Origin of the sequence: Microbispora rosea (genome assembly GCF_044460045.1) — a bacterium.
Lineage (GTDB): Bacteria > Actinomycetota > Actinomycetes > Streptosporangiales > Streptosporangiaceae > Microbispora > Microbispora rosea.
The window spans coordinates 212,450-230,784 of the sequence record NZ_JBITJO010000001.1 but is presented as its reverse complement, the minus strand read 5'-3'; the positions used below and the strand labels follow the sequence as shown (position 1 = coordinate 230,784).

17 protein-coding genes are annotated in these 18,335 nt (G+C 71.3%); 8 read left to right on the top strand and 9 right to left on the bottom strand.

What is annotated here, in order from left to right:
• The first annotated feature begins 162 nt into the window (after positions 1–162).
• From ACIBK1_RS01060 to ACIBK1_RS01045, 4 genes are all read left to right on the top strand, one after another.
• On the top strand, positions 163–1,710 hold the full coding sequence (locus ACIBK1_RS01060) for a DUF11 domain-containing protein (protein WP_204053865.1): 1,548 nt from the start codon (positions 163–165) through the stop codon (positions 1,708–1,710).
• 75 nt (positions 1,711–1,785) lie between these two features.
• Entirely contained in the window at positions 1,786–2,169 is a 384-nt protein-coding gene (locus tag ACIBK1_RS01055; RefSeq protein ID WP_076439154.1) for a nuclear transport factor 2 family protein, read from the top strand.
• Between the two features lie 114 nt (positions 2,170–2,283).
• The gene (locus tag ACIBK1_RS01050; protein WP_396731375.1) at positions 2,284–2,811 is read left to right on the top strand and encodes a sigma-70 family RNA polymerase sigma factor; all 528 of its coding nucleotides are present in this window, start codon (positions 2,284–2,286) and stop codon (positions 2,809–2,811) included.
• On the top strand, positions 2,808–3,434 hold the full coding sequence (locus ACIBK1_RS01045; RefSeq protein WP_396731372.1) for a permease-like cell division protein FtsX: 627 nt from the start codon (positions 2,808–2,810) through the stop codon (positions 3,432–3,434). The genes ACIBK1_RS01050 and ACIBK1_RS01045 overlap by 4 nt, the downstream gene beginning before the upstream one ends.
• Positions 3,435–3,521: 87 nt before the next feature.
• On the opposite strand, the gene ACIBK1_RS01040 is transcribed toward ACIBK1_RS01045, so the two are convergent.
• Positions 3,522–4,628, bottom strand: coding sequence for a hypothetical protein (locus ACIBK1_RS01040; protein ID WP_396731369.1), 1,107 nt, complete (start codon positions 4,626–4,628; stop codon positions 3,522–3,524).
• 255 nt (positions 4,629–4,883) lie between these two features.
• Entirely contained in the window at positions 4,884–5,540 is a 657-nt protein-coding gene (locus ACIBK1_RS01035; protein ID WP_197042596.1) for a class I SAM-dependent methyltransferase, read from the bottom strand.
• Positions 5,541–6,013: 473 nt separating this feature from the next.
• Here ACIBK1_RS01035 and ACIBK1_RS01030 point away from each other — a divergent pair, with 473 nt between their 5' ends.
• Positions 6,014–6,736: a GNAT family N-acetyltransferase gene (locus tag ACIBK1_RS01030; protein WP_197042597.1), complete on the top strand. Its 723-nt coding sequence runs from the start codon at positions 6,014–6,016 to the stop codon at positions 6,734–6,736.
• Between the two features lie 27 nt (positions 6,737–6,763).
• Here ACIBK1_RS01030 and ACIBK1_RS01025 read toward each other — a convergent pair whose 3' ends face one another.
• From ACIBK1_RS01025 to ACIBK1_RS01010, 4 genes are all read right to left on the bottom strand, one after another.
• The gene (locus tag ACIBK1_RS01025; protein ID WP_396731365.1) at positions 6,764–7,879 is read right to left on the bottom strand and encodes an alpha/beta hydrolase family protein; all 1,116 of its coding nucleotides are present in this window, start codon (positions 7,877–7,879) and stop codon (positions 6,764–6,766) included.
• Positions 7,880–7,911: 32 nt separating this feature from the next.
• Positions 7,912–9,282: an aldehyde dehydrogenase family protein gene (locus ACIBK1_RS01020; RefSeq protein ID WP_396731362.1), complete on the bottom strand. Its 1,371-nt coding sequence runs from the start codon at positions 9,280–9,282 to the stop codon at positions 7,912–7,914.
• Positions 9,282–10,376, bottom strand: coding sequence for a phenazine antibiotic biosynthesis protein (locus ACIBK1_RS01015; protein WP_396731359.1), 1,095 nt, complete (start codon positions 10,374–10,376; stop codon positions 9,282–9,284). Before ACIBK1_RS01015 ends, ACIBK1_RS01020 begins: the two co-directional genes overlap by 1 nt.
• A 379-nt stretch (positions 10,377–10,755) precedes the next feature.
• On the bottom strand, positions 10,756–11,313 hold the full coding sequence (locus ACIBK1_RS01010) for a hypothetical protein (RefSeq protein ID WP_396731356.1): 558 nt from the start codon (positions 11,311–11,313) through the stop codon (positions 10,756–10,758).
• Between the two features lie 331 nt (positions 11,314–11,644).
• Here ACIBK1_RS01010 and ACIBK1_RS01005 point away from each other — a divergent pair, with 331 nt between their 5' ends.
• A complete protein-coding gene (locus ACIBK1_RS01005) occupies positions 11,645–13,255 on the top strand; it encodes an ABC-F family ATP-binding cassette domain-containing protein (RefSeq protein WP_030507940.1) in 1,611 nt (536 codons plus the stop codon).
• A 31-nt stretch (positions 13,256–13,286) separates the two neighbouring features.
• Here the strand turns inward: ACIBK1_RS01005 and ACIBK1_RS01000 are convergent, their stop codons facing one another.
• The 3 genes from ACIBK1_RS01000 to ACIBK1_RS00990 form a co-directional block, all read right to left on the bottom strand.
• Positions 13,287–14,183, bottom strand: coding sequence for an SDR family NAD(P)-dependent oxidoreductase (locus ACIBK1_RS01000; protein ID WP_396731353.1), 897 nt, complete (start codon positions 14,181–14,183; stop codon positions 13,287–13,289).
• A 16-nt stretch (positions 14,184–14,199) separates the two neighbouring features.
• On the bottom strand, positions 14,200–15,210 hold the full coding sequence (locus ACIBK1_RS00995) for an alcohol dehydrogenase catalytic domain-containing protein (protein ID WP_396731350.1): 1,011 nt from the start codon (positions 15,208–15,210) through the stop codon (positions 14,200–14,202).
• An 80-nt stretch (positions 15,211–15,290) separates the two neighbouring features.
• Positions 15,291–16,160, bottom strand: a complete 870-nt coding sequence (locus tag ACIBK1_RS00990) for a helix-turn-helix transcriptional regulator (RefSeq protein WP_396731348.1) — start codon at positions 16,158–16,160, stop codon at positions 15,291–15,293.
• 247 nt (positions 16,161–16,407) lie between these two features.
• Between ACIBK1_RS00990 and ACIBK1_RS00985 the strand changes: the two genes are divergently transcribed.
• Together ACIBK1_RS00985 and ACIBK1_RS00980 are read left to right on the top strand one after the other, a co-directional pair.
• On the top strand, positions 16,408–17,181 hold the full coding sequence (locus tag ACIBK1_RS00985; protein ID WP_076439127.1) for an FxLYD domain-containing protein: 774 nt from the start codon (positions 16,408–16,410) through the stop codon (positions 17,179–17,181).
• A gap of 47 nt (positions 17,182–17,228) precedes the next feature.
• The gene (locus ACIBK1_RS00980; protein WP_030507945.1) at positions 17,229–18,335 is read left to right on the top strand and encodes a saccharopine dehydrogenase NADP-binding domain-containing protein; all 1,107 of its coding nucleotides are present in this window, start codon (positions 17,229–17,231) and stop codon (positions 18,333–18,335) included.

The following is an 18,335-nucleotide window of genomic DNA, read 5'->3' as shown; positions in this document are numbered from 1 at the left end:
GATCTTGCCTGCGCAGGGTCGGGAGAGAACAAGATCCGGCCAACTGTTGGCACGGCCACACGTGTCGTGCCGCTCCTCTCGTCCACGTCGGACGAATCTTCCGTGCGGTGCCAGCGCCGGTCGTACGGCCTGGTGAATCGCCACGACGAGAGGACGCTAATGATGAGGCACATCCACAGGATGTGTTACCCCGTCGCCGCCCTGGTGGCGGCGGCGGTCCCCCTGGCGCTGTCCGGAGCGGTCCCCGCCGACGCCGCGCCCGCCCGCACCGAGGCCGTGGCCACGGTGACGCCGCGGGCGGCGGCGCCGGACCCCGCGTCGTGTCCTGAGCAGGTGGCGCTGGTCAACGGCGGTTTCGAGAAGCCCGGCGTCGCCGGGACGTGGGCTCCGTTCCCCGACGCCTCGCAGAAGAACCCGAATGCGGTGCCGGGCTGGCGGACGACCGCCACCGACCACATGATCGAGCTCTGGAGCCCCCGGATGAACGTTCCGGCGGTCGAGGGCGCGCAGTTCGCGGAGCTGAACGCCAACCAGGTCTCGACCCTCTACCAGGACCGTCCGACCACCCCCGGGCAGAAGCTCTACTGGCGGCTGTCCCACCGCGGGCGGCTCGGCACCGACCAGATGGCGCTGGACATCGGCGCTCCCTCGGGTCCCGTCCAGCAGGGGACCATGTCCGACGGCAACGGGAAGTGGGGCACCTACCACGGCACCTACACCGTGCCCGCCGGGCAGACGACCACCAGGTTCGCCTTCCGCTCCATTTCCGCCGCCGGCGGCAACGCGTCGGTCGGCAACTTCCTCGACGACGTCTTCTTCGGCACCCCCGCGTGCGTGGTCGTCACCAAGTCGGCGAGCCCGCAGGGGCCGGTGAACGTCGGCGCCGAGATCACCTACCGGCTGACCGCCGTCAACAAGGGCGGCGACGTGGCGCAGAACGTCCGGCTCACCGACAAGGTCCCGGCGGGGACCGCCTACGTGCCGGGCTCGCTGCGCGTCGTGGGCGGCCCGGGCAGCGGCGCCATGACCGACCAGGCCGGCGACGACCAGGCCGAGTTCGACGCCGCCACCGGTGTGATCTCCTTCAGGCTGGGAGAGGGCGCCACGGGCACGGCGGGAGGCAGGCTGGCCAACGACACCGCCCTGCCGGACGGCGCCACCGTGGAGTTCCGGGTCAAGGTCGGCAGGCAGGCCGCGGGCAAGCAGGTCGTCAACAGCGGCGCGGTCGCCTACGAGAACCGGCTCGGCTCCGAGCCCGAGCCGCTGGCCTCCACCAGCGGTGAGGCCGTCACCGGGGTCAACCCGGCGGTCGACCTGAGCGTGGTCAAGTCCGCGGACAAGACCGAGGTCACCGTGGGCGAGACCGTCATCTACCGCGTCACGGTCGCCAACGCCGGGCCCGACGACGCCACCGGCGTCGCCGTCAAGGACGTCCTGCCGGCCAACCTCGCCTTCGTGTCGTCCACGCGCTCGACCGGCACGTACGCCGGGGGAACGTGGAACGTGGGAACGCTGGCCAGTGGCGCGACGGCCACGCTGGTCGTCCGGGCCAAGGCCACCGCGGTCGGAGAGACGGTCAACACCGCCACCGTCAGCGGCAAGGAGCTCGACCTCGACCGGGCCAACGACAGCGACGCGGTCAAGGTGTGCGTCCAGCGCGAGCCGTTCTGCCCGTTCTGCGCGCCCGGGAGCACGCGGAACGCCGGGTAGTGAGCCGCTGAAACCGCTACTGGCCGCCGGGACTACCGTTGTCGCCGAAGACGCGCCACGACGGAGAGGACCGACATGGCAGGCACTCTTCTGGACGACCTGTACGAGGCCGAGCGGCGGCTGCAGAAGGCGCAGCTCCTGGGTGACGTGGAGGAGCTCGACCGGCTGCTCGACGAGCGGCTGGTCTTCACGGGACCGCCGGACGGCCGGCTGCACACGGAGGCCAAGCCGCTCGATCTCCACAACCACCGTTCGCGTACGCAGGTGATGACGAAGGTGGCCGAGGAGGACCTCACCGTCGTCGTCTCGGGGACGACCGGAGTCACGTGCTTCCTCGGCACCCTTGAAGGCGCCTTCGCCGGCGAGCCGTTCGCCGGCCGGCTGCGCTACACGCGCACATGGGTGCACACCGACGAGTACGGCTGGCGCGTCCTGGCGGCCCACGCCAGCGAGGCGTGACGCGAGGTCTCGACGTCGTGAGGCCCCTCCGGACCATCATCCGGAGGGGCCTTCACGCGTGCCGGGCCGGAAACCCGCGAGCAGCGGATCGGCGGGGGTGCGCGTTCACACTGCATGGATCGTGAATCCCAATGGCCGACGGCGCTCGCGCCGCCAGGACCTCCTCCCCAGGCCGATCTGGCGGCTCTGTATCGCGAGCACCGGGTCAGTCTGGTGCGGCTCGCGGTGCTGCTCGTCGGCGACCTGGAGACGGCCGAGGACGTGGTGCAGGACGTCTTCGCCCGGCTGCACGGCCGGCGGCGGCCCCTGGATCTGAGGCTCGCCTATCTGCGGACCTGTGTGCTCAACGGGTCGCGGTCGGTGCTGCGCCGCCGCGCGGTCATGCTGCGGCGCACGCAGCGGGTCACCGACCTCGCCGACTCGGCGGAGACCGCCGTCCTCATCGGCGAATCCCGCAGGCAGGTGCTGCTGGCGCTGGCCCGGCTGCCCCGGCGCCAGCGGGAGGCGCTGGTGCTGCGCTACTACCTCGACCTGGCGGACTCCGAGATCGCCCTGGTCATGGGGGTGGGGCAGAGCACCGTCAGATCCACGACCGCACGGGCCCTGGCCAGACTCCTTCGCGAACTGGGAGAAGACGATTGAGCACCATCGAGGATCGGCTGCGTGACGCCATGGCGGCCCGCGCGCGTACGGTGCCGGACGACGACCTCGACCACGCGCTGCCCGCCCCGCGCGGCATGCGGCCGCGCGGCCTCGCGATCGCCGCGGCGGCCCTCGCGGTGGCGACCACGATCGTGGGCGTGGCACGGCTGGCAGAGCCCTCTCCGGACCCCTCCCCGGACGCCCGGGAGGCCGGCGTCGCGGCGGTCTCGTCCGGCTGGGCCGACGTCTCGGTCTTCCTCTGTACGGATCCCTCCCCCTTCGAGGGCTGCAAGGACGGCGCGGCCACCGACAGGGAGAAGGGGAACATCATGCGGGCCCTTCAGACCCGCCCCGACGTGCGGACCGTCGTGTTCGAGGACCGGTGGACGGCGTTCGAGAACTACCGAAAGAGCGAGACGAACCCCGGGCCGCTGAAGGAGACCAGGGCCGAGGACATGTCGGAGTCCTTCCGCGTCAGGGTCGCCCCCGGCGCCGACCCCCTGGCCGTGGCCAGGGCGGCGAGCGAACTGGCCGGGGTGTCCGACGTCGTCGACGAAGGGTGCCTGAGGGACAACCCGACGGACAGCTCCGGGCAGTGCGACTTCCGGGGCAGGGGACGCTGAGCGTGCCCGGACACGCGGAAGGGGCACGGGCGGGAACGCCCGTGCCCCTTCGTGGCCCTACTGGCTGTCAGGACCTCGCTTCCCGGCTCACGGGTCGCAGTCCTCGCTGCTGGAGGAGTGCATCATGGGCCGGCTGTAGCTGGTGACCTGCCGCGACTCGGTGACGTACCGTGTCTCGGTAATCGGGCGCTGGTAGGTCATCATGCGGGTGTAGCTGACCGGACGGCTCTCGGTGACGAAGCGCGTGGACTGCACCTCGCGAGTCTCCGGCACCATCCGGGTGTAGCTGACCGGACGGCTTTCCGTGACGAAGCGCGTCTCGGTGACCGGACGCTTGAAGGTCTCCTGACGGGTCACCGGACGTGACTCGGTGACGTACCGCGTCTCGGTGACGGGCCGCTGGAAGGTCTCCTGGCGGGTGACCGGACGGCTCTCGGTGACGTAGCTCACCACGGGACGCTGGTAGGTGACGTACCGGGTCACCGGACGTGACTCGGTGACGTACCGCGTCTGGGTGACGGGCCGCTGGAAGGTCTCCTGGTGGGTGACCGGACGGCTCTCGGTGACCATGCGCGTGTAGCTCACGGGACGCTGGTAGGACACCTGGCGCGTTTCGGTGACCGGACGCATCCGGGTGACCGTCTGCGTCTCGGTGACCGGGCGCTGGAAGGTGATCTGCCGGGTGAACGTGACCGGACGGCTCTCCGTCACCATACGCGTCTGCGTGACCGGACGCTGGTAGGTGATCGTCCGCGTGGAGCTGATCGGACGGCTGTACGACGACTCCTCGCTGAGCCTCGGATTGCTGCTCCGCAGCAGCGACGAGCGCAGCGACGACTCGCGCAGTGACGACGAGCGCAGTGACGACTCGCGCAGCGATGCCCGCGAGCGCTGGTAGCCGAGGTTGCTCTCCGACTGGCTGCCGCTCGACTCCTCGCTCGACGAGCCCTTCTCTTCCTGGGCGCTCTCCCGCCCGTACCCGCTCTCCTCCTCGTACGCGCGTCCGCTCTGCTGAGCCGCCTCCTCCGACTGTTCGCCGAGGCTGGTGCCCGGCTCCTCGGCCCGCGGCGCGCTGAGCGCGGCGGCGAGGCCGGAGGGCTGGGCGGCGGTGGCGGCCGATGCGATGGCCGGCCAGAGCGTGACTGCGGACAGGACTGCCGGACCCAGCAGTAATGAGAATCGAGTGCCGTGCATAGAGATACTCCTCTCCGATCAGCGATCGGGTCGTATCTCAATCGTTGTCACACGCCTCGGGAGCCCGTCCAGGCAAGTTGACCCCTCTCGGCCCGTTCGCTGTGGCATTCCATGTGCGCAGTTGGGCGTGGCTGTCGATGACGACGCGGATGACCGGGCTCCGTTTTGCCCCCGCATTCCGCCGGCAATGCGCTTCGACTAATTGCCGAGACGTTTACGGAATCGGCATTGCGTGTTTTCCGCAGAATACGCAGCTCAGCGGTTGGCGATTACGGCGTATCGTTCGTCGTGGATGGGCCTGCCCCACAGCACCGGGTCGGGCAGCGGCTCCACCGCCACACTCGCGGCGTACGGCCGCAGCACCTCGACGAGAGGTCCGGCGCTCACCCCGCCCAGCCAGGGCAGGGCGCCGGCGCCCGGCACGTACGGCGGGCCGTCCCCGGAGGCCTGCCAGTTGCCCTCGATGAGGATCAGCCGGCCTTGCGGGCGCAGCAGACCCATCCAGGTGCGCAACGCGCGCTCCGGGGCGGGCAGGGTCCACAGCAGATGCCGGGCCAGGACGACGTCGAAGGAGGTTCCGGCGGCGGCCGGCGGGTCGCTCGCATCGCCGGTGAGGACGGGCGCGGCGAAGCCCGCGGCGGCGAGCTTGCCCCGGGCCGCCTCGGCCATCCTGGGGGACAGGTCCACGCCCACCGGCCGATGTCCCTGCTCGGCCAGCAGCAGCGTCAGCGAGCCGGTGCCGCAGCCCAGGTCGAGGACGTCGGCGGGAGGACGCGGCATCCAGGACCGCAGCCGCCCCGCCCAGGCCGCCCGGACCCGGAGGTCGCGGAGCCCGTGGTCGGCCTCGTCGTCGAAGGTGTCTGCCTCCGCATCCCAGTAGGAGGCGATCGACTGCGGATCCAAATCAGGCACGGACGCATCTTGTCACCCGCAGCCGACAAAAGTGGATGCAAAGGGGTAAGGCGGGTGATATTCGCGGGGGTCAGGCGGCCTGCGGCGGTGAACGGTTCACCCCCGGGGGCGCGTGGAGGCCCCGGTAGACGCCAGGACCCCGGCAGGAGGATCTCCTGCCGGGGTCCCGCACGTGTGGTGCCGGTGCCGGGTCGCCTCTCGGCGAAAGGCACAACGCGGCTCCAGCCGAACGGTAGTCCGCGAAGGCAAATTAGGTGAGGCCCGGGGACACCTGCACACCGGCCACGCTTCATCCAACCATGTCTCCGCACTCGTTGTTCCCGGGCCACGCCATCTTTTTCCGAGCCGGTCGCCGAAGCCCGTGCTCAACCACGGAGGAAGAGGGTCTTTCCGGGCTCGGCGTCCGGCAGGGAAGGCGCGGCCGGGGGAAAAGGTGTTGCCCGCTCTCGTCGTGCTCGGGGAGCCTCCCTCCTGTGGAACGAGTGATGCTGACCGGGGCGGACGGCGCTCCCGCCGTCAGTTATGTGAATAACCAGCGGTACGGGCTGCCGTGCGCCGACCTGGTCGAGGTCGTGGGCCCGGGGGCGGTCGACGCGATCATGACGAAGCTGCCGGGCTGGGCGGTGGCGGGGCCGGTGGACCTGGGCGAGGCGCTCGTCGCGCGCGGCGCCCGCGTGATGCGGCACGCCCACGAGATGACCTGTGAGCTGCGTACGGCGCCGCCCGCCGAGGCCGGCGCCCCCGGCGGCCTACGGTTCACGCCCTGCGACCGCCCTGCGGAAGAGCTGTTCGACGCGTGGCGGGCGGCCTATCCGCCGGGTCATCCCGACCACCGGCACGTGGACGACGCCGCCGCGCTGCGCGACGTCCTCACCCCGTTGCTGGAGGGGAAGGTGACCGGTGAGCTCCTCCCCTGCAGCGTGCTCGCCGTGGACCGGGACGATGTGGTGGCCGGCGGCGTGCTGGTCACGCTCTTCAACGGCCGGCCCTGGGTGGTCGAGGTCTTCCGGCACCCCGCCCGCACGCCCTCCGGCCTCGGGGCGCGCATGCTGGCCGCCGTACGGGAGAGGGCGGCGGCCGATGGATGGGAGCGGCTGGGCCTTGCCGTGTCCGAGGGCAACCCGGCCAGACGTGTGTACGAACGGCTCGGCTTCACCCTGGTCGCCAGCTCGATGACCGTGGTCGTCCCGGGCTGACCCCTACAGGAGCTCCCGAGCGCGTCGTCACAGGGACGAGACGAACTCCTTCAACTCCCGCTCGTAACGCCCGGGGTCCGCGTTCCAGGAGCCCGTGTGCCCGCCTCCGCTCGTCCGTACGAGCCTGACGATGTCGGGGCGAGCCTCGGCGAACCGCAGCGCCGGACCGACCGGCACGGTCGCGTCGTCGTCGTCCACGAAGACCAGCGTGGGGATCGTGAACTCCCGGGCGTGCCGCAGGTGGTCGACGTCGTCGAAGGACACGCCGGTGCGCCGCGCGATGACCCATTCGCCCACCGACACGAGGAAGCCGGGCACGCCCATCTGCTCGGCTCCGAGGGCGATCGGCGCCCGCCAGTCGATGACCGGGCTGTCGAGGATCATGGCCTTGATGGGTTCGCCGGGCAGGTTGCGCACGGTCATCGGCACGATGCCCCCGCCCATCGACCAGCCGTACAGGACGATGCCGGTCGCGCCCTGCTTCCTGGCGTACGTGATGGCCGCCGCGACGTCCTGCCATTCGGTGGCGCCGAGGTGGAGCTTGCCGTCCGAGCTCGCGGGGGCGCCCTCGTCGTTGCGGTAGGTGATGCCCAGCACCGGCATCCCCAGGCTGTGGAAAACCGGCAGCACGCGCAGGGCCTCCCCCGGGCCGCCGTTGCGGCCGTGTACGGCGATCACCCAGGTCGCCGAGGTGCCCTCGGTCCGCCAGCCGGGGAAGTCGCCGAGCGGTGAGGGGACCTTCACGTCCGTGTACGGCACGCCGACGGCGGCCGGGGTCGCGTGGCCCCACATCCATCGGTCGAGGTAGGCGTGCACGCCGGGACGCAGCTCGCCGCGGACGACCTCGGTGACCTTCCTGGTCACCGTGCCGGCTCCGCTCGCGATCACCTGGCCCAGCAGTGCGTTGCCGTCCGCCCAGGTCAGGCCGTACGTGCCGGGGGCGGCCGTGTCGGCGCCGCCCTTGATCGTGACCTGGTCGCCGCTGACGGCCGTCACCTCCAGGGGATAGCCGGAGGTGTGGACGGGGTCGATGACCAGGCCGGAGTAGTACCAGCCCGCGCCGCCGACGGCGGCCACCGCGAGCACCACGACGACGGCGAGCGCCTGCAGCAGGCGGCGCCGCCACCGTCTCGTCTTGCGCATGGCCCAGAATCTACTGGGCCTTTATCGGTTGGTTAAGTGCGGATGACACCTTTTGTACGCATGAGGAACTCGCCGAGGTAGGAGTCGTGCGGAACCCACGGCGGCATCAGATACGTGGGGGTGTCGCCCAGGTAGACGTTCCTGATCGACGGATCCTCCACCAGGTGGTCGACCAGCCCGTCGTCATCCGTGATCGCGGTCAGCACGAGCGTGTCCCGCAGCGGTTCGACGCCGTCCGCCCGGCTCCAGGGCGCGAACCACACGCAGGGAAACGACAGCTCGATGCCCGTCTGGGGCGCGTCAGGCCGGTCCACCCGGAAGACGGCGGGTCGCAGGACCGCGCTCCCGTCGCCCAGGTCGTCCACCACGCCGTCGCCGCCGAGCACGGGCGTGGCGCCGTTCACGTGGTCGAGCAGGTACTTCTCGATCGCGTGCGCGTCCGCGACCGGCTGGACGGGCAGCACCGCGCCGTCGTCCTCCGGCGGCAGGCTCGGGATCGCCGAGAGCCGTTCCGCGACGGCCTCGGCCACCGGTGCGGGATCGCCCTCCACGAAGACGGCGGTCGTGTTCACGCAGGCCGTCCCTCCGAAGGCGCTGACCGAGTCCACGATTGTTTCCAGGTGGGACTCCCAGTCGTGCCCGGTGAGCAGGATCTTGGACCGTCCCGGGCCCTGCGGCAGCACCCTGACGTCGTTGCCGTACTTGTTCACGACCTCCTCGCCGCCGTACACCATGGCGAGGTCGGCGTCGCGGATGACGTCGTCGGCCACCGCGTAGTCGGTCGGCAGGAGCACCACCTGGTCGTCGCCGAACCCCGACTCCCGCAGCGCCGTGATCAGGCGGTGCGGGGTGAACGGCTCGCGCCGCGACGGGCGCACCGCGACCCGGTAGCCGAGCGCCAGGGCCTCCAGCCACAGCGTGTGCACGCCCGGGTGGTTGCCCGCGGCGTGTACGGCGAAGACGTCGCCGCGCCGCGTCCAGACCGCCTGGCCGTTGCGGGTGAGCGGGTCGCGCCAGTCGTCCACCGCGCCCTGCGGCCGGGCGTACCGGGTGGTGCGGTACGCCTCTCCTGCCCGCCGCCCGATGCCCGCGGTAGCCGACCGGACCACGGTGATCGGCATCCCCGAGACGCGGCTGACGATGTGCTGGTATTCCTCCGCCGGGATGCCGTCCACCACGCCGGTCGCGAAGAGCCGCCCCGCGCGGGCGAGTGCCGTCGCCCGCTCGTGAGCCGGCAGGGTCCGTGCCTCGCGCAGGGCCGCCATCGTCCGCTGGACGAACAGTCGCGGCACCAGGCTCAGCTCGGCGGCCGGCGTCCCGGTCAGCTCGGTGATCGTCAACCGGCTGCGGCTGTGGTAGGAGCCGCCCGCGCCCAGTGCGTCGAGCCGGATCAGCTCGTCCATCAGTACACCCCCTCGATGACCGTCTCGTTCTCGAAGGTGGGGAGCGGGCCGACGTCGGCGACGGAGTCGCCCAGCTGCCCCGGCGGCGGCGCCACACGGGTGGCCAGGTCGCGTTCGAGGTTGTTGGGCAGCAGGAAGCTCTTGCTGACGTGGTGCATCACGACCTGGCCGCGGTCGCCGTACCGGACGGCCTCGCCGGTTTCCTGGTCCACCACCGAGAACATGATGTAGGGCGAGAACGCGTCGAAGATGACGAGGTCCTCCTCCGGTGGCACGACCCGCTCTGCCAGTCCGCCGAGGATCATCGTGCTGCCGTACGTGCCGTACAGCTTGACGTTCGGGAAGACCTCGGTGCGGAGCAGGTAGCGGGTGTCGGGGTCCATGTGCGCGCCGCCCCAGCTGATCGCGGCGACCTTCGCGTTGATCAGCTCGACGAGCGCGCTCCTGCGGGCCAGCCGGGTCAGCAGCGGCGGTGTGGTCACCAGGACCCGCACGTCCTGGGTCTCCAGGATGTAGGTGCTCTGGTCGATCAGGTGCTCGGCGTAGCGCTCGGCCTCGTCTCCACGGCCCTCGGCGATGCACCTCTTCACCCACCGGGGATCCATGTCGACCGTGAACCGGATGCCGCCCCGCCGCGCGGCCTGCCAGCGGACCAGCTCGCCGAAGACGTGCGGCCCGGTCGGCCCGAGCGCCAGCCAGTGGCCGCTCTCGGGATAGCCCCTCTCCTGCAGACCCTGCTGGGTCCGGTGCATCAGCCTTTCCAGCCAGTCGCGCAGCAGCACGACGCGCTTGGGCGGCCCCGTCGTGCCACCGCTCTCGTACACGCCGATCACGTCCGCGTCCGGGCCGTACCCCCGGGGGATGAGGTCCTCCACCCGGACGTCGCGCAGCTCGTTGGCCACGTTGGGGAAGCGGCGCAGGTCCTCGAAGGTGCGCACGTCCTCACGCGGGTCGAAGCCGAGTGTCTTCGCCCGCTCCAGCCAGAACGGCGAGCCGGTATCCGGGCTGAAGTGCCACCGCATGGCGGCCTCGATGAACTCCGGACCCTCCGGGACCTGGTCGAGCGGGCAGTCGAGGATCGGATCTGTTGACATATCCGGCCCCTTTGACTCGGAAATCCCCTGAAATGCCAGGCTATTTCCGGGCGATTCGCCACCAGGTCAAGGGATTCTGGAACTGTGGAAAAAGATCGGGCACCAGATCTCAGAGCCGCATCTCAGAGCGGATCCGGGGCCGGATCCAGGGCCTGATTCCGGGGGCGGCTCTCGGCAGGGTCCTCAGCGGTCGGATCTCAGGGGCCGCATGGACGAGGGGAGGTGCGCTGCCAGAGCCGGCCCTGGCCCTTCCCCGTCGCGGCCCGGCAGTGGGGACACACCCTCCGCACCTCGTCAGCCGCCCACGGCGGCAGGCGTCGCGGCACAAACGCCTCATGGGCGGTAGGGGAGCGGACGCGCGGGTGGTGCCTGGCGAGTGTCACCCAGGGGGGCTGGCGAGGGCACGCTCGAATCCGGTGAGAGCGCTGATGAGATCCGGTACCTCGAATGCGCGGTTGCGTCTTCCAATAGTGGTCTGTTTGAGCACACCTGCTGCCGTGAGCTGGTTGACAGCGTCGTTGGCGCGCTGCGTGGATCGTCCGATCAGATCGGCGGCGGTGGCGACTGTGAGTACGGGAGCGGAGGGAAGCACTCGCAGGAGGAGATCGACGGACGACTCCGCACGAACTCTCCCCAGCTTCTTCCGCCACTCCGTTTCCATGGCGTCCAGCTCCGCGCCGAATCGGTCTGTGTCGATGACGGCCCGAGTGGTGTCCGCGGTGAATCGATCGATGCAGGCGCCGATTCCCTCCTGGTCTCGGCGTGAGTCGGCGGCTCCTTTGTAGCGGTACGCGGTGAGCGCGGAGACGTAGGCATTGTTTCCAAGGACGGCGTAGGCCGTGTCGTCATGCGTCTCTATGCCGGTACGTGATGCCACATCCGCCTTGGCCAGTCGCCAGACGTTGATCTGCAGACCTTCGATGAAGGAACTCGCCACGGCTTCGGCTCTCAGGAGGAGCCTGGCCAGGGCTCACAGGTGTTCCTTCCCCTGATCCATGTGAACACTTGTATGTCAACTGTTCGTATGGCAGTGAGGGGCGGAACACTTCGAGCCGCGGTGATCGGTCCAGATCGCCCGGGGCGAGGCCGCCCCCTCCCTTCGCTCCTTAGGAACACTTGGTCCCGAACCGTTCCTTCCGGCCGTTCCTCGGTGGCTCCGCCCGAAGAGTGTCTCGACGGCGTGGCCGGCGAAAAAGAGATGCCGCGTGTAGATGTGGTGAGTAGCCTGCGCGGGAAGCGCACGAACACATCCGAGCAGGAGATCCGCGGTGGGGCATGTCGAGGTCGGGCATCTGACGCATGTGCTGCCGGACGGCAGGATGCTGCTGAACGACATCTCGTTCCGGGTGGGGGAGGGCGTCAAGGCGGCCCTGGTCGGCCCGAACGGCGCGGGCAAGACGACCCTGCTGCGGATGATCGCGGGCGATCTCCAGCCGGTCGAGGGCTCGGTGGCCCATTCGGGCGGGCTCGGCGTGATGCGGCAGTTCGTCGGCAACATCAGGGACGGCCGTACGGTCCAGGACCTGCTGCTCAGCGTCGCGCCGGAACGGGTCAGGACGGCGGCGGAACGGCTCGACGCCGCCGAGCTGGTGATGATGGAGCGGGACGACGAGAAGACCCAGATGCGGTACGCCCAGGCGATCACCGACTACACCGACGCCGGGGGCTACGACATCGAGGTGCTCTGGGACGCCTGCGCGATGGCCGCACTCGGCACGCCGTACGACCGGGTGAAGTATCGCGAGGTCGCCACGCTGTCGGGCGGCGAGCAGAAGAGGCTGGTGCTGGAGGCCCTGCTGCGCGGGCCCGACCAGGTGCTGCTGCTCGACGAGCCGGACAACTACCTCGACGTGCCGGGCAAGGTGTGGCTGGAGACGGCGCTGCGCGAGACGCCGAAGACCGTGCTGCTGGTCTCCCACGACCGGCAACTGCTTGCCAACGCCGCCGACCGGATCGTCACGGTCGAGTCAGGCAACGTCTGGATCCACGGCGGCGGCTTCGCGACGTACGCCGAGGCGCGGCGGGAGCGCAACGAGCGGCTCGACGAGCTGCGCAGGCGCTGGGACGAGGAGCACGCCAAGCTCAGGCGCCTGGTGGTCATGCTCAAGCAGAAGGCCACCTACAACGACGGCATGAGCTCCGCCTATCACGCCGCGCAGACCCGGCTGCGCCGGTTCGAGGAGGCCGGGCCGCCGGAGCTCTCGGCGAAGGACCAGGTCATCAGCATGCGGCTGCGCGGCGGACGCACCGGCAAGCGCGCGGTGATGTGCGAGGGCCTGGAGCTGACCGGCCTCATGAAGCCCTTCGACCTGGAGGTCTGGTACGGCGAGCGGGTCGCCGTGCTCGGCTCGAACGGGTCCGGCAAGTCGCACTTCCTGCGGCTGCTGGCCGGGGAGGACGTGCGTCATTCGGGCGCGATGCGGCTCGGCGCGCGGGTGGTCCCCGGGCACTTCGCGCAGACCCACGCCCGGCCCGAACTGCTCGGCCGTACGCCCTGTGAGATCGTCATGACCGAGCACGCCCGGCTGAAGAACGAGGCGATGAAGGCCCTGGCCCGCTACGAGCTCGCCGGCCGGGTCGCCGAGCAGCGGTTCGAGACGCTGTCGGGCGGCCAGCAGGCCCGCCTGCAGATCCTGCTGCTCGAACTGTCGGGCGCCACGCTGCTGCTGCTCGACGAGCCGACCGACAACCTCGACCTGGCCAGCGCCGAGGCCCTGCAACAGGGCCTGGACGCCTTCGCGGGCACCGTGCTGGCGGTGACGCACGACCGCTGGTTCGCGGCCGACTTCGACCGCTACCTGGTCTTCGGCTCCGACGGGCGGGTGTACGAGTCGCCGGAGCCGGTCTGGGACGAGACACGCGTGGTCCGCCCGCGGTAGCCGCGTCTTCTCGACAGGGTCAGGCGTCGGTTCAGGTGGCGCTGTGCGGACCGAGCAGGTCCGCCAGTCCGATGCGGGTGAGGAAGCGGGCGCGGATGCGGTCGGCGACCTCGCTCACCTCGGCCGACCCGTCGTCGAGCGGATCCACGTGCACCCGGAAGGGCCGCGTGCCGTGCGGGGTGTCCACGACCTGGACGACGGCGTCGGCGACCAGGGACACGTCGGCGCCGGGCGGCTGCAGCGCGGCCAGCCGTTCGCCCACCTGCTCCATCAGCGCGCCGTACCGCTCCTCGTAGGCCGCGAGCACCGTCTGCTCGGCCGGGTGTCCGGCGTTGGCGAAGTGGTTCGTGCCCGAGGTGAACGCGCCGGGGATGACGATGGTGGTCTCGATGTCGAAGCGGGCCAGCTCGGCCGCGTACGACACCGCGAGGGCGTCGGCCGCCGCCTTGGCGGCGAAGTAGGGCGCGAGGTACGGCGGGGTGCCGCCCCTGGTGGAGCTGGAGCCGATCCACAGCAGCAGGCCCTGCCGCCGCTCGCGCATGTGCGGCAGGACCGCCCGGTTGAGCCGCTGGCTGCCCAGCACGTTCGTGTCGTAGACGGCGGCGAGCTCCTCGGGGGTGAACGCCTCGGCGGGGCCGAGCACCATGTGGCCGGCGTTGTGCACGACCACGTCGATGGCGCCCGTCTCGGCCAGGACGGTCGCGACCGCGGCGTTCACCGACTCCTGCGAGAGCACGTCCAGCTCGACGGTGCGCAGGTCCACGCCGAGTTCCTTGGCGTAGCCGGCCGCCTCGGCGACGTGCTGGGCGTTGCGGCCGGTGGTGGCGCGCATGGCCGCGTACACGGTGTGCCCGGCCCGGGCCAGGGCGCGCGCGGACAGCGCGCCGAATCCGGAGCTCGCCCCGGTGATCAGGATGGTCTTGCTCATCGATATTCCTTACGAGTCACGCGAAAGTGATGACGCGGCGGCCGCCGCCGGACCCGCCGCCCATGGCGTCGAGAACCGCTGGTGCCTCGTCGAGGCCGATCGGCGTGACCTTGGGCAGGATGCGGTGCTGGGCGGAGAAGGCCAGCGTGTCGCGCAGATCGTGGGGCGATCCGGACGGAGAGGCCATGACGTGCAGCCGGTTGAGGACCATCGGCTGGGCGCTGAGGGTGAGCGGGGTGTTGTCGTAGCCGCAGAGCACCATCGTGCCGTCGGGGGCGAGCCCGGTGAGGACGGCGGAGGCGGCCTCGTTTGAAGGTGCGGCGTTCAGGATGACGTCAGCGCCGCCGCCCCACGCCTTGAGGGCGGCGGCCGGGTCGGTGTCCCGGCTGGCCACGTACATCTCCGCGCCGAGTTCCTTGGCGGTCCCCTCGCCCGTGGCCGACCGGCCGATCACGGCGACCCGGGCGCCCATGGCGACGGCGTACTGGACGGCGAGGGCGCCGATGCCGCCGGCGCCGATGATCGCCACCCGGGAGCTCGCGGTGGCCCCGGCCCGGCGCAGGCCGTTGAACGCGGTGAGGCCCGCGCACATCAGCGGCGCCGCGGCCACCGGGTCGAGCCCGGCCGGGAGCGGGGTCACATATCCGCCCTTGAACAGGCCGTACTCGGCATAGCCGCCGTCGGCCGTGACGCCGGTGATGCGCTTGGCCGGGCAGAGGATCTGGTCGCCGGACACGCAGTAGTCGCAATGGCCACAGGAGTCGTACAAGAACTGGGCCCCGACCGCGTCGCCCACGGACAGGCCGGTGACGCCGCTGCCGAGCGCCGCGACCGTGCCGGTGATCTCATGGCCGGGCACGATCGGGAAGCGGGCGAACGGGAAGTGCCCGCGGAGCAGGTTGAAGTCCGTGAAGCACACGCCGCAGGCGGTGATCTTCACCAGGACCTCGCCCGGGCCCGGCTCCGGGATCTCACGTTCGATCAGGGACAGCGGGGCGCCGACCCCGCTGGCGAGTGCTGCACGCATGTTTCCTCCGTCTGCACGGCTGACGCCCCCGCGCCGCCTTCACCAGCGTGCTGGGCATGCTCCGGTGCTGCCAGGGGTGCTCAACCCCAGGTTCCGGCCAGCCCGAACGCCGGCCCGGGCGTGTCGCGCCAGACGTCGGCGGGGTCGAGCGAGCGCAGTCTCGGCACGACGCCGGCGTCGTCGGGGACGAACCAGAGCAGCCGCTGGGCGGCGTCGGCGGTGACGATGCTGTTGCAGGTGACCTTGAGGGTGCCGAGCACCGGGTTCACGACCCGCTTGTACTCCTCGTGGCGGACCTTGACCTCGTGCGCCCGCCACAGCCCGGCGAACTCGTCGCTGGCGTCCAGCAGGTGGCCGACCAACTCGCGGCTGACGGCGTCCGTCGGGCCACGACGAGCGACCGCGGCGCGCAGATCGGAGACGAGCAGCCGGGAGTGGTAGTCGTGGTCCTCCGGGGGATAGAGGTCGCGGGTGGCCGGGACGGTGAACCAGTGGTAGAGGAAGCTGGCCCGAATTCCGGTCAGCCCCGCCTGCGGGCCGACGAGGACCTGCGCGGTGTGGTTCTGCACCACCACCTCGTGGATGTCGGTGATCACCATCGCGGGTGTGTTCTCGAGCCGCGTCATGAGCTGCTGCAGCGCCGACTGCATCTGCACGGGCTCGGCCCCGAACGGCGCCGGATGGCCCGCCAGGTGGAACAGGTGGGCGGTCTCGTCCGGGCCCAGGCGCAGCGCGCGGGCCAGGGCGTGCACGACCGGCTCCGACGGGGTCTGGCCGCGCCCCTGCTCCAGCTCCGTGTAGTAGTCGGCGGACAGGCTCGCCAGCTCCGCCACCTCGTCCCTGCGCAGGCCGGGCACCCTTCGCCGGCCGCCGCCCGGCAGGCCGACGGCCTCCGGGCGCAGCCGGTCCCTGCGCGACCTCAGGAACGACCCCAGTTCCCCGAGATCCACCGTGTCCTCCCCGTTCCTCCTCGGCCGGTTTCCGCATGTCCCCGCTTCCATACTTCCCCACCGCACTTCGATGGGCTCGCGGGGGGAAGAGGAGCGGAGAGGGCGCGGCGTCGTGGCCGGTCCGGGACGAGACACGCGTGGTCCGCCCGCGATAGACGGCCGGTAAAGATACCGGCGGGGGCGCGCGTGTCCCGGAGGCGACGTCCCATTCAGCGGTTATGACGGCTAAGTGACGCGACGTTGCCACATGACCGTCGCACTCGCCCTCGCCGCTCTGGCGATGGCGTCGTGCGCGAGGGAAGACAAGCAGGAGGGCCCGCAGCCGCTGGCCCTCAAGGAGCAGGTGTCCTCGATCGTGCGCTCGGGGGCCGGGTACGCGGTGACCTGGGCGGGGGTGCTGAGCAACCCGAACCGCTGGCACTTCGGGGAGAACGCCATCGCCGTGATCACGGCCGTGGACGCCGCCGGCAAGGAGGTCGTCCACCTGGAGCAGCCGCTGGACGCGGTGCCGCCCGGCCGCCCGCTGGCCTTCAGCGGCCAGGCCGCGAGCCCCGCCCAGCCGGTCCGCGTGAAGATCGACTATCGTCCCGCCTCGTGGCGGTCCATCCCGCGCATCCCGTCGGCGTTCCTTAAATTTCCGATCTCGGACGTCCGCACGGACAAGCTGACGAACGGGTCCTATCTCGTCACCGGCTACGTGCTCAACCCGTTCCGCAAGCCCGCCTCCGCCCTCGCCGTCACGGCCCTGCTGCGTGACACGGCGGGCAAGCTCGTCGGCGGGGCCACGTCGTACGTGGACGACGTGCGGCCGGGGGGCAAGCGCAGGTTCGTCATCACCGTCGAGGGTGTGCGCGGATCGGCGGGCGCGACCGACGTGCAGGCCACGACCTGGGGCTCGACCGCCAAGACATACGAGGACCTGGCCCAGGCGGGAGCCGTTCCGCTGCACACGGTCGCGCCGACGACGGAGCCGTTCGCGAAGGACCGCGGGTATCCGCCGCCCAACGACCGGCGCCAGTGAGCGGCCCACTGCCGATCTTGAGCGGACAGGCGGGTTACCGTAGCGGGATGGCCACCCCCAGGATCGTGCTGTTCGGAGCCACCGGCTTCACCGGCAGGCTCACCGCCGAGGCGCTCGCCGCGCGCGGGGCCCGGCCGCTGCTGGCCGGGCGGGACCAGACGCGGCTCGCCGCTCTCGCCGACGCGCTGGGTGGAGACCTGTCCATCGCGGTCGCCGACGTCGGCCGCCCCGAGTCCGTACGAAAGATCGTCGCGCCGGGAGACGTGCTGATCTCGACCGTCGGCCCGTTCGTCCGGCGGGGGGAGGCCGCGGTCGCCGCCGCGACCGAGACGGGCGCGATCTACCTCGACACCACCGGAGAGCCGACGTTCGTCAAGCGGATCTTCCAGCGGTACGGTCCCGCCGCGGCGGCCAGGGGCGCGGCCCTGGTCACCGCCTTCGGATACGACTACGTTCCCGGCAACCTCGCCGCGGCCCTGGCCCTGCGCAAGGCCGGGGCGGGAGCCGTACGCGTGGACGTCGGCTACTTCGTGGAGGGCAGCGGCGCGGCGCGGCGCGCGAGCGCCGGGACCCGCGCCTCGGCGCTGGGAATGGTCCTCGAACCGATGTACGGCTTCCGTGAGGGCCGGATCGTCCCCGAGCACGGCCGCACCCGCAGGTTCCTCGTGGACGGCCGTGTGCGGCACGGCCTGGCCATCGGGGCCTCCGAGCACTTCACGCTGCCGCCCGCGCATCCCGGTCTGCGCGAGGTGAACGTCTACCTCGGCTGGTTGGGCGGGCTGACCAGGGTCGCGGGTGTGCTGGCCAAGGCGACGCCCGTCATCGCCGCGCTGCCCGGGATCCGCCGGGCGACCGAGGCGCTGGCCGATCGGGTGCTCCGTACGGGCGGGAGCGCCGCCCCGGCTCCCGCCGGAGCGGGCGTGTCGTCGAGCGTCGTCGCCGAGGCGTACGACGCGGGAGGCCGCCGCCTGGCCGCAGTCCACCTGGTCGGAGGCGATCCGTACGAGTTCACGGCCGGCGTGCTGGCCTGGGCGGCGACGACGGCGCTGGCGAAGGGTGTGCACGGCACCGGCGCCCTGGGGCCCGTGGACGCCTTCGGCCTCGACGCGCTCACGCGCGGCTGCGCCGAGGCGGGAATGGCCGTGCGCGAGTGA

Coding starts and splice junctions, on each gene's coding strand:
- ACIBK1_RS01060 (WP_204053865.1), top strand. CDS start 163: ATGAGGCACATCCACAGGATGTGTTACCCCGTCGCCGCCCTGGTGGCG.
- ACIBK1_RS01055 (WP_076439154.1), top strand. CDS start 1,786: ATGGCAGGCACTCTTCTGGACGACCTGTACGAGGCCGAGCGGCGGCTG.
- ACIBK1_RS01050 (WP_396731375.1), top strand. CDS start 2,284: ATGGATCGTGAATCCCAATGGCCGACGGCGCTCGCGCCGCCAGGACCT.
- ACIBK1_RS01040 (WP_396731369.1), bottom strand. CDS start 4,628: ATGCACGGCACTCGATTCTCATTACTGCTGGGTCCGGCAGTCCTGTCC.
- ACIBK1_RS01025 (WP_396731365.1), bottom strand. CDS start 7,879: ATGCGCAAGACGAGACGGTGGCGGCGCCGCCTGCTGCAGGCGCTCGCC.
- ACIBK1_RS01020 (WP_396731362.1), bottom strand. CDS start 9,282: ATGGACGAGCTGATCCGGCTCGACGCACTGGGCGCGGGCGGCTCCTAC.
- ACIBK1_RS01015 (WP_396731359.1), bottom strand. CDS start 10,376: ATGTCAACAGATCCGATCCTCGACTGCCCGCTCGACCAGGTCCCGGAG.
- ACIBK1_RS01000 (WP_396731353.1), bottom strand. CDS start 14,183: ATGAGCAAGACCATCCTGATCACCGGGGCGAGCTCCGGATTCGGCGCG.
- ACIBK1_RS00995 (WP_396731350.1), bottom strand. CDS start 15,210: ATGCGTGCAGCACTCGCCAGCGGGGTCGGCGCCCCGCTGTCCCTGATC.
- ACIBK1_RS00985 (WP_076439127.1), top strand. CDS start 16,408: ATGACCGTCGCACTCGCCCTCGCCGCTCTGGCGATGGCGTCGTGCGCG.
- ACIBK1_RS00980 (WP_030507945.1), top strand. CDS start 17,229: ATGGCCACCCCCAGGATCGTGCTGTTCGGAGCCACCGGCTTCACCGGC.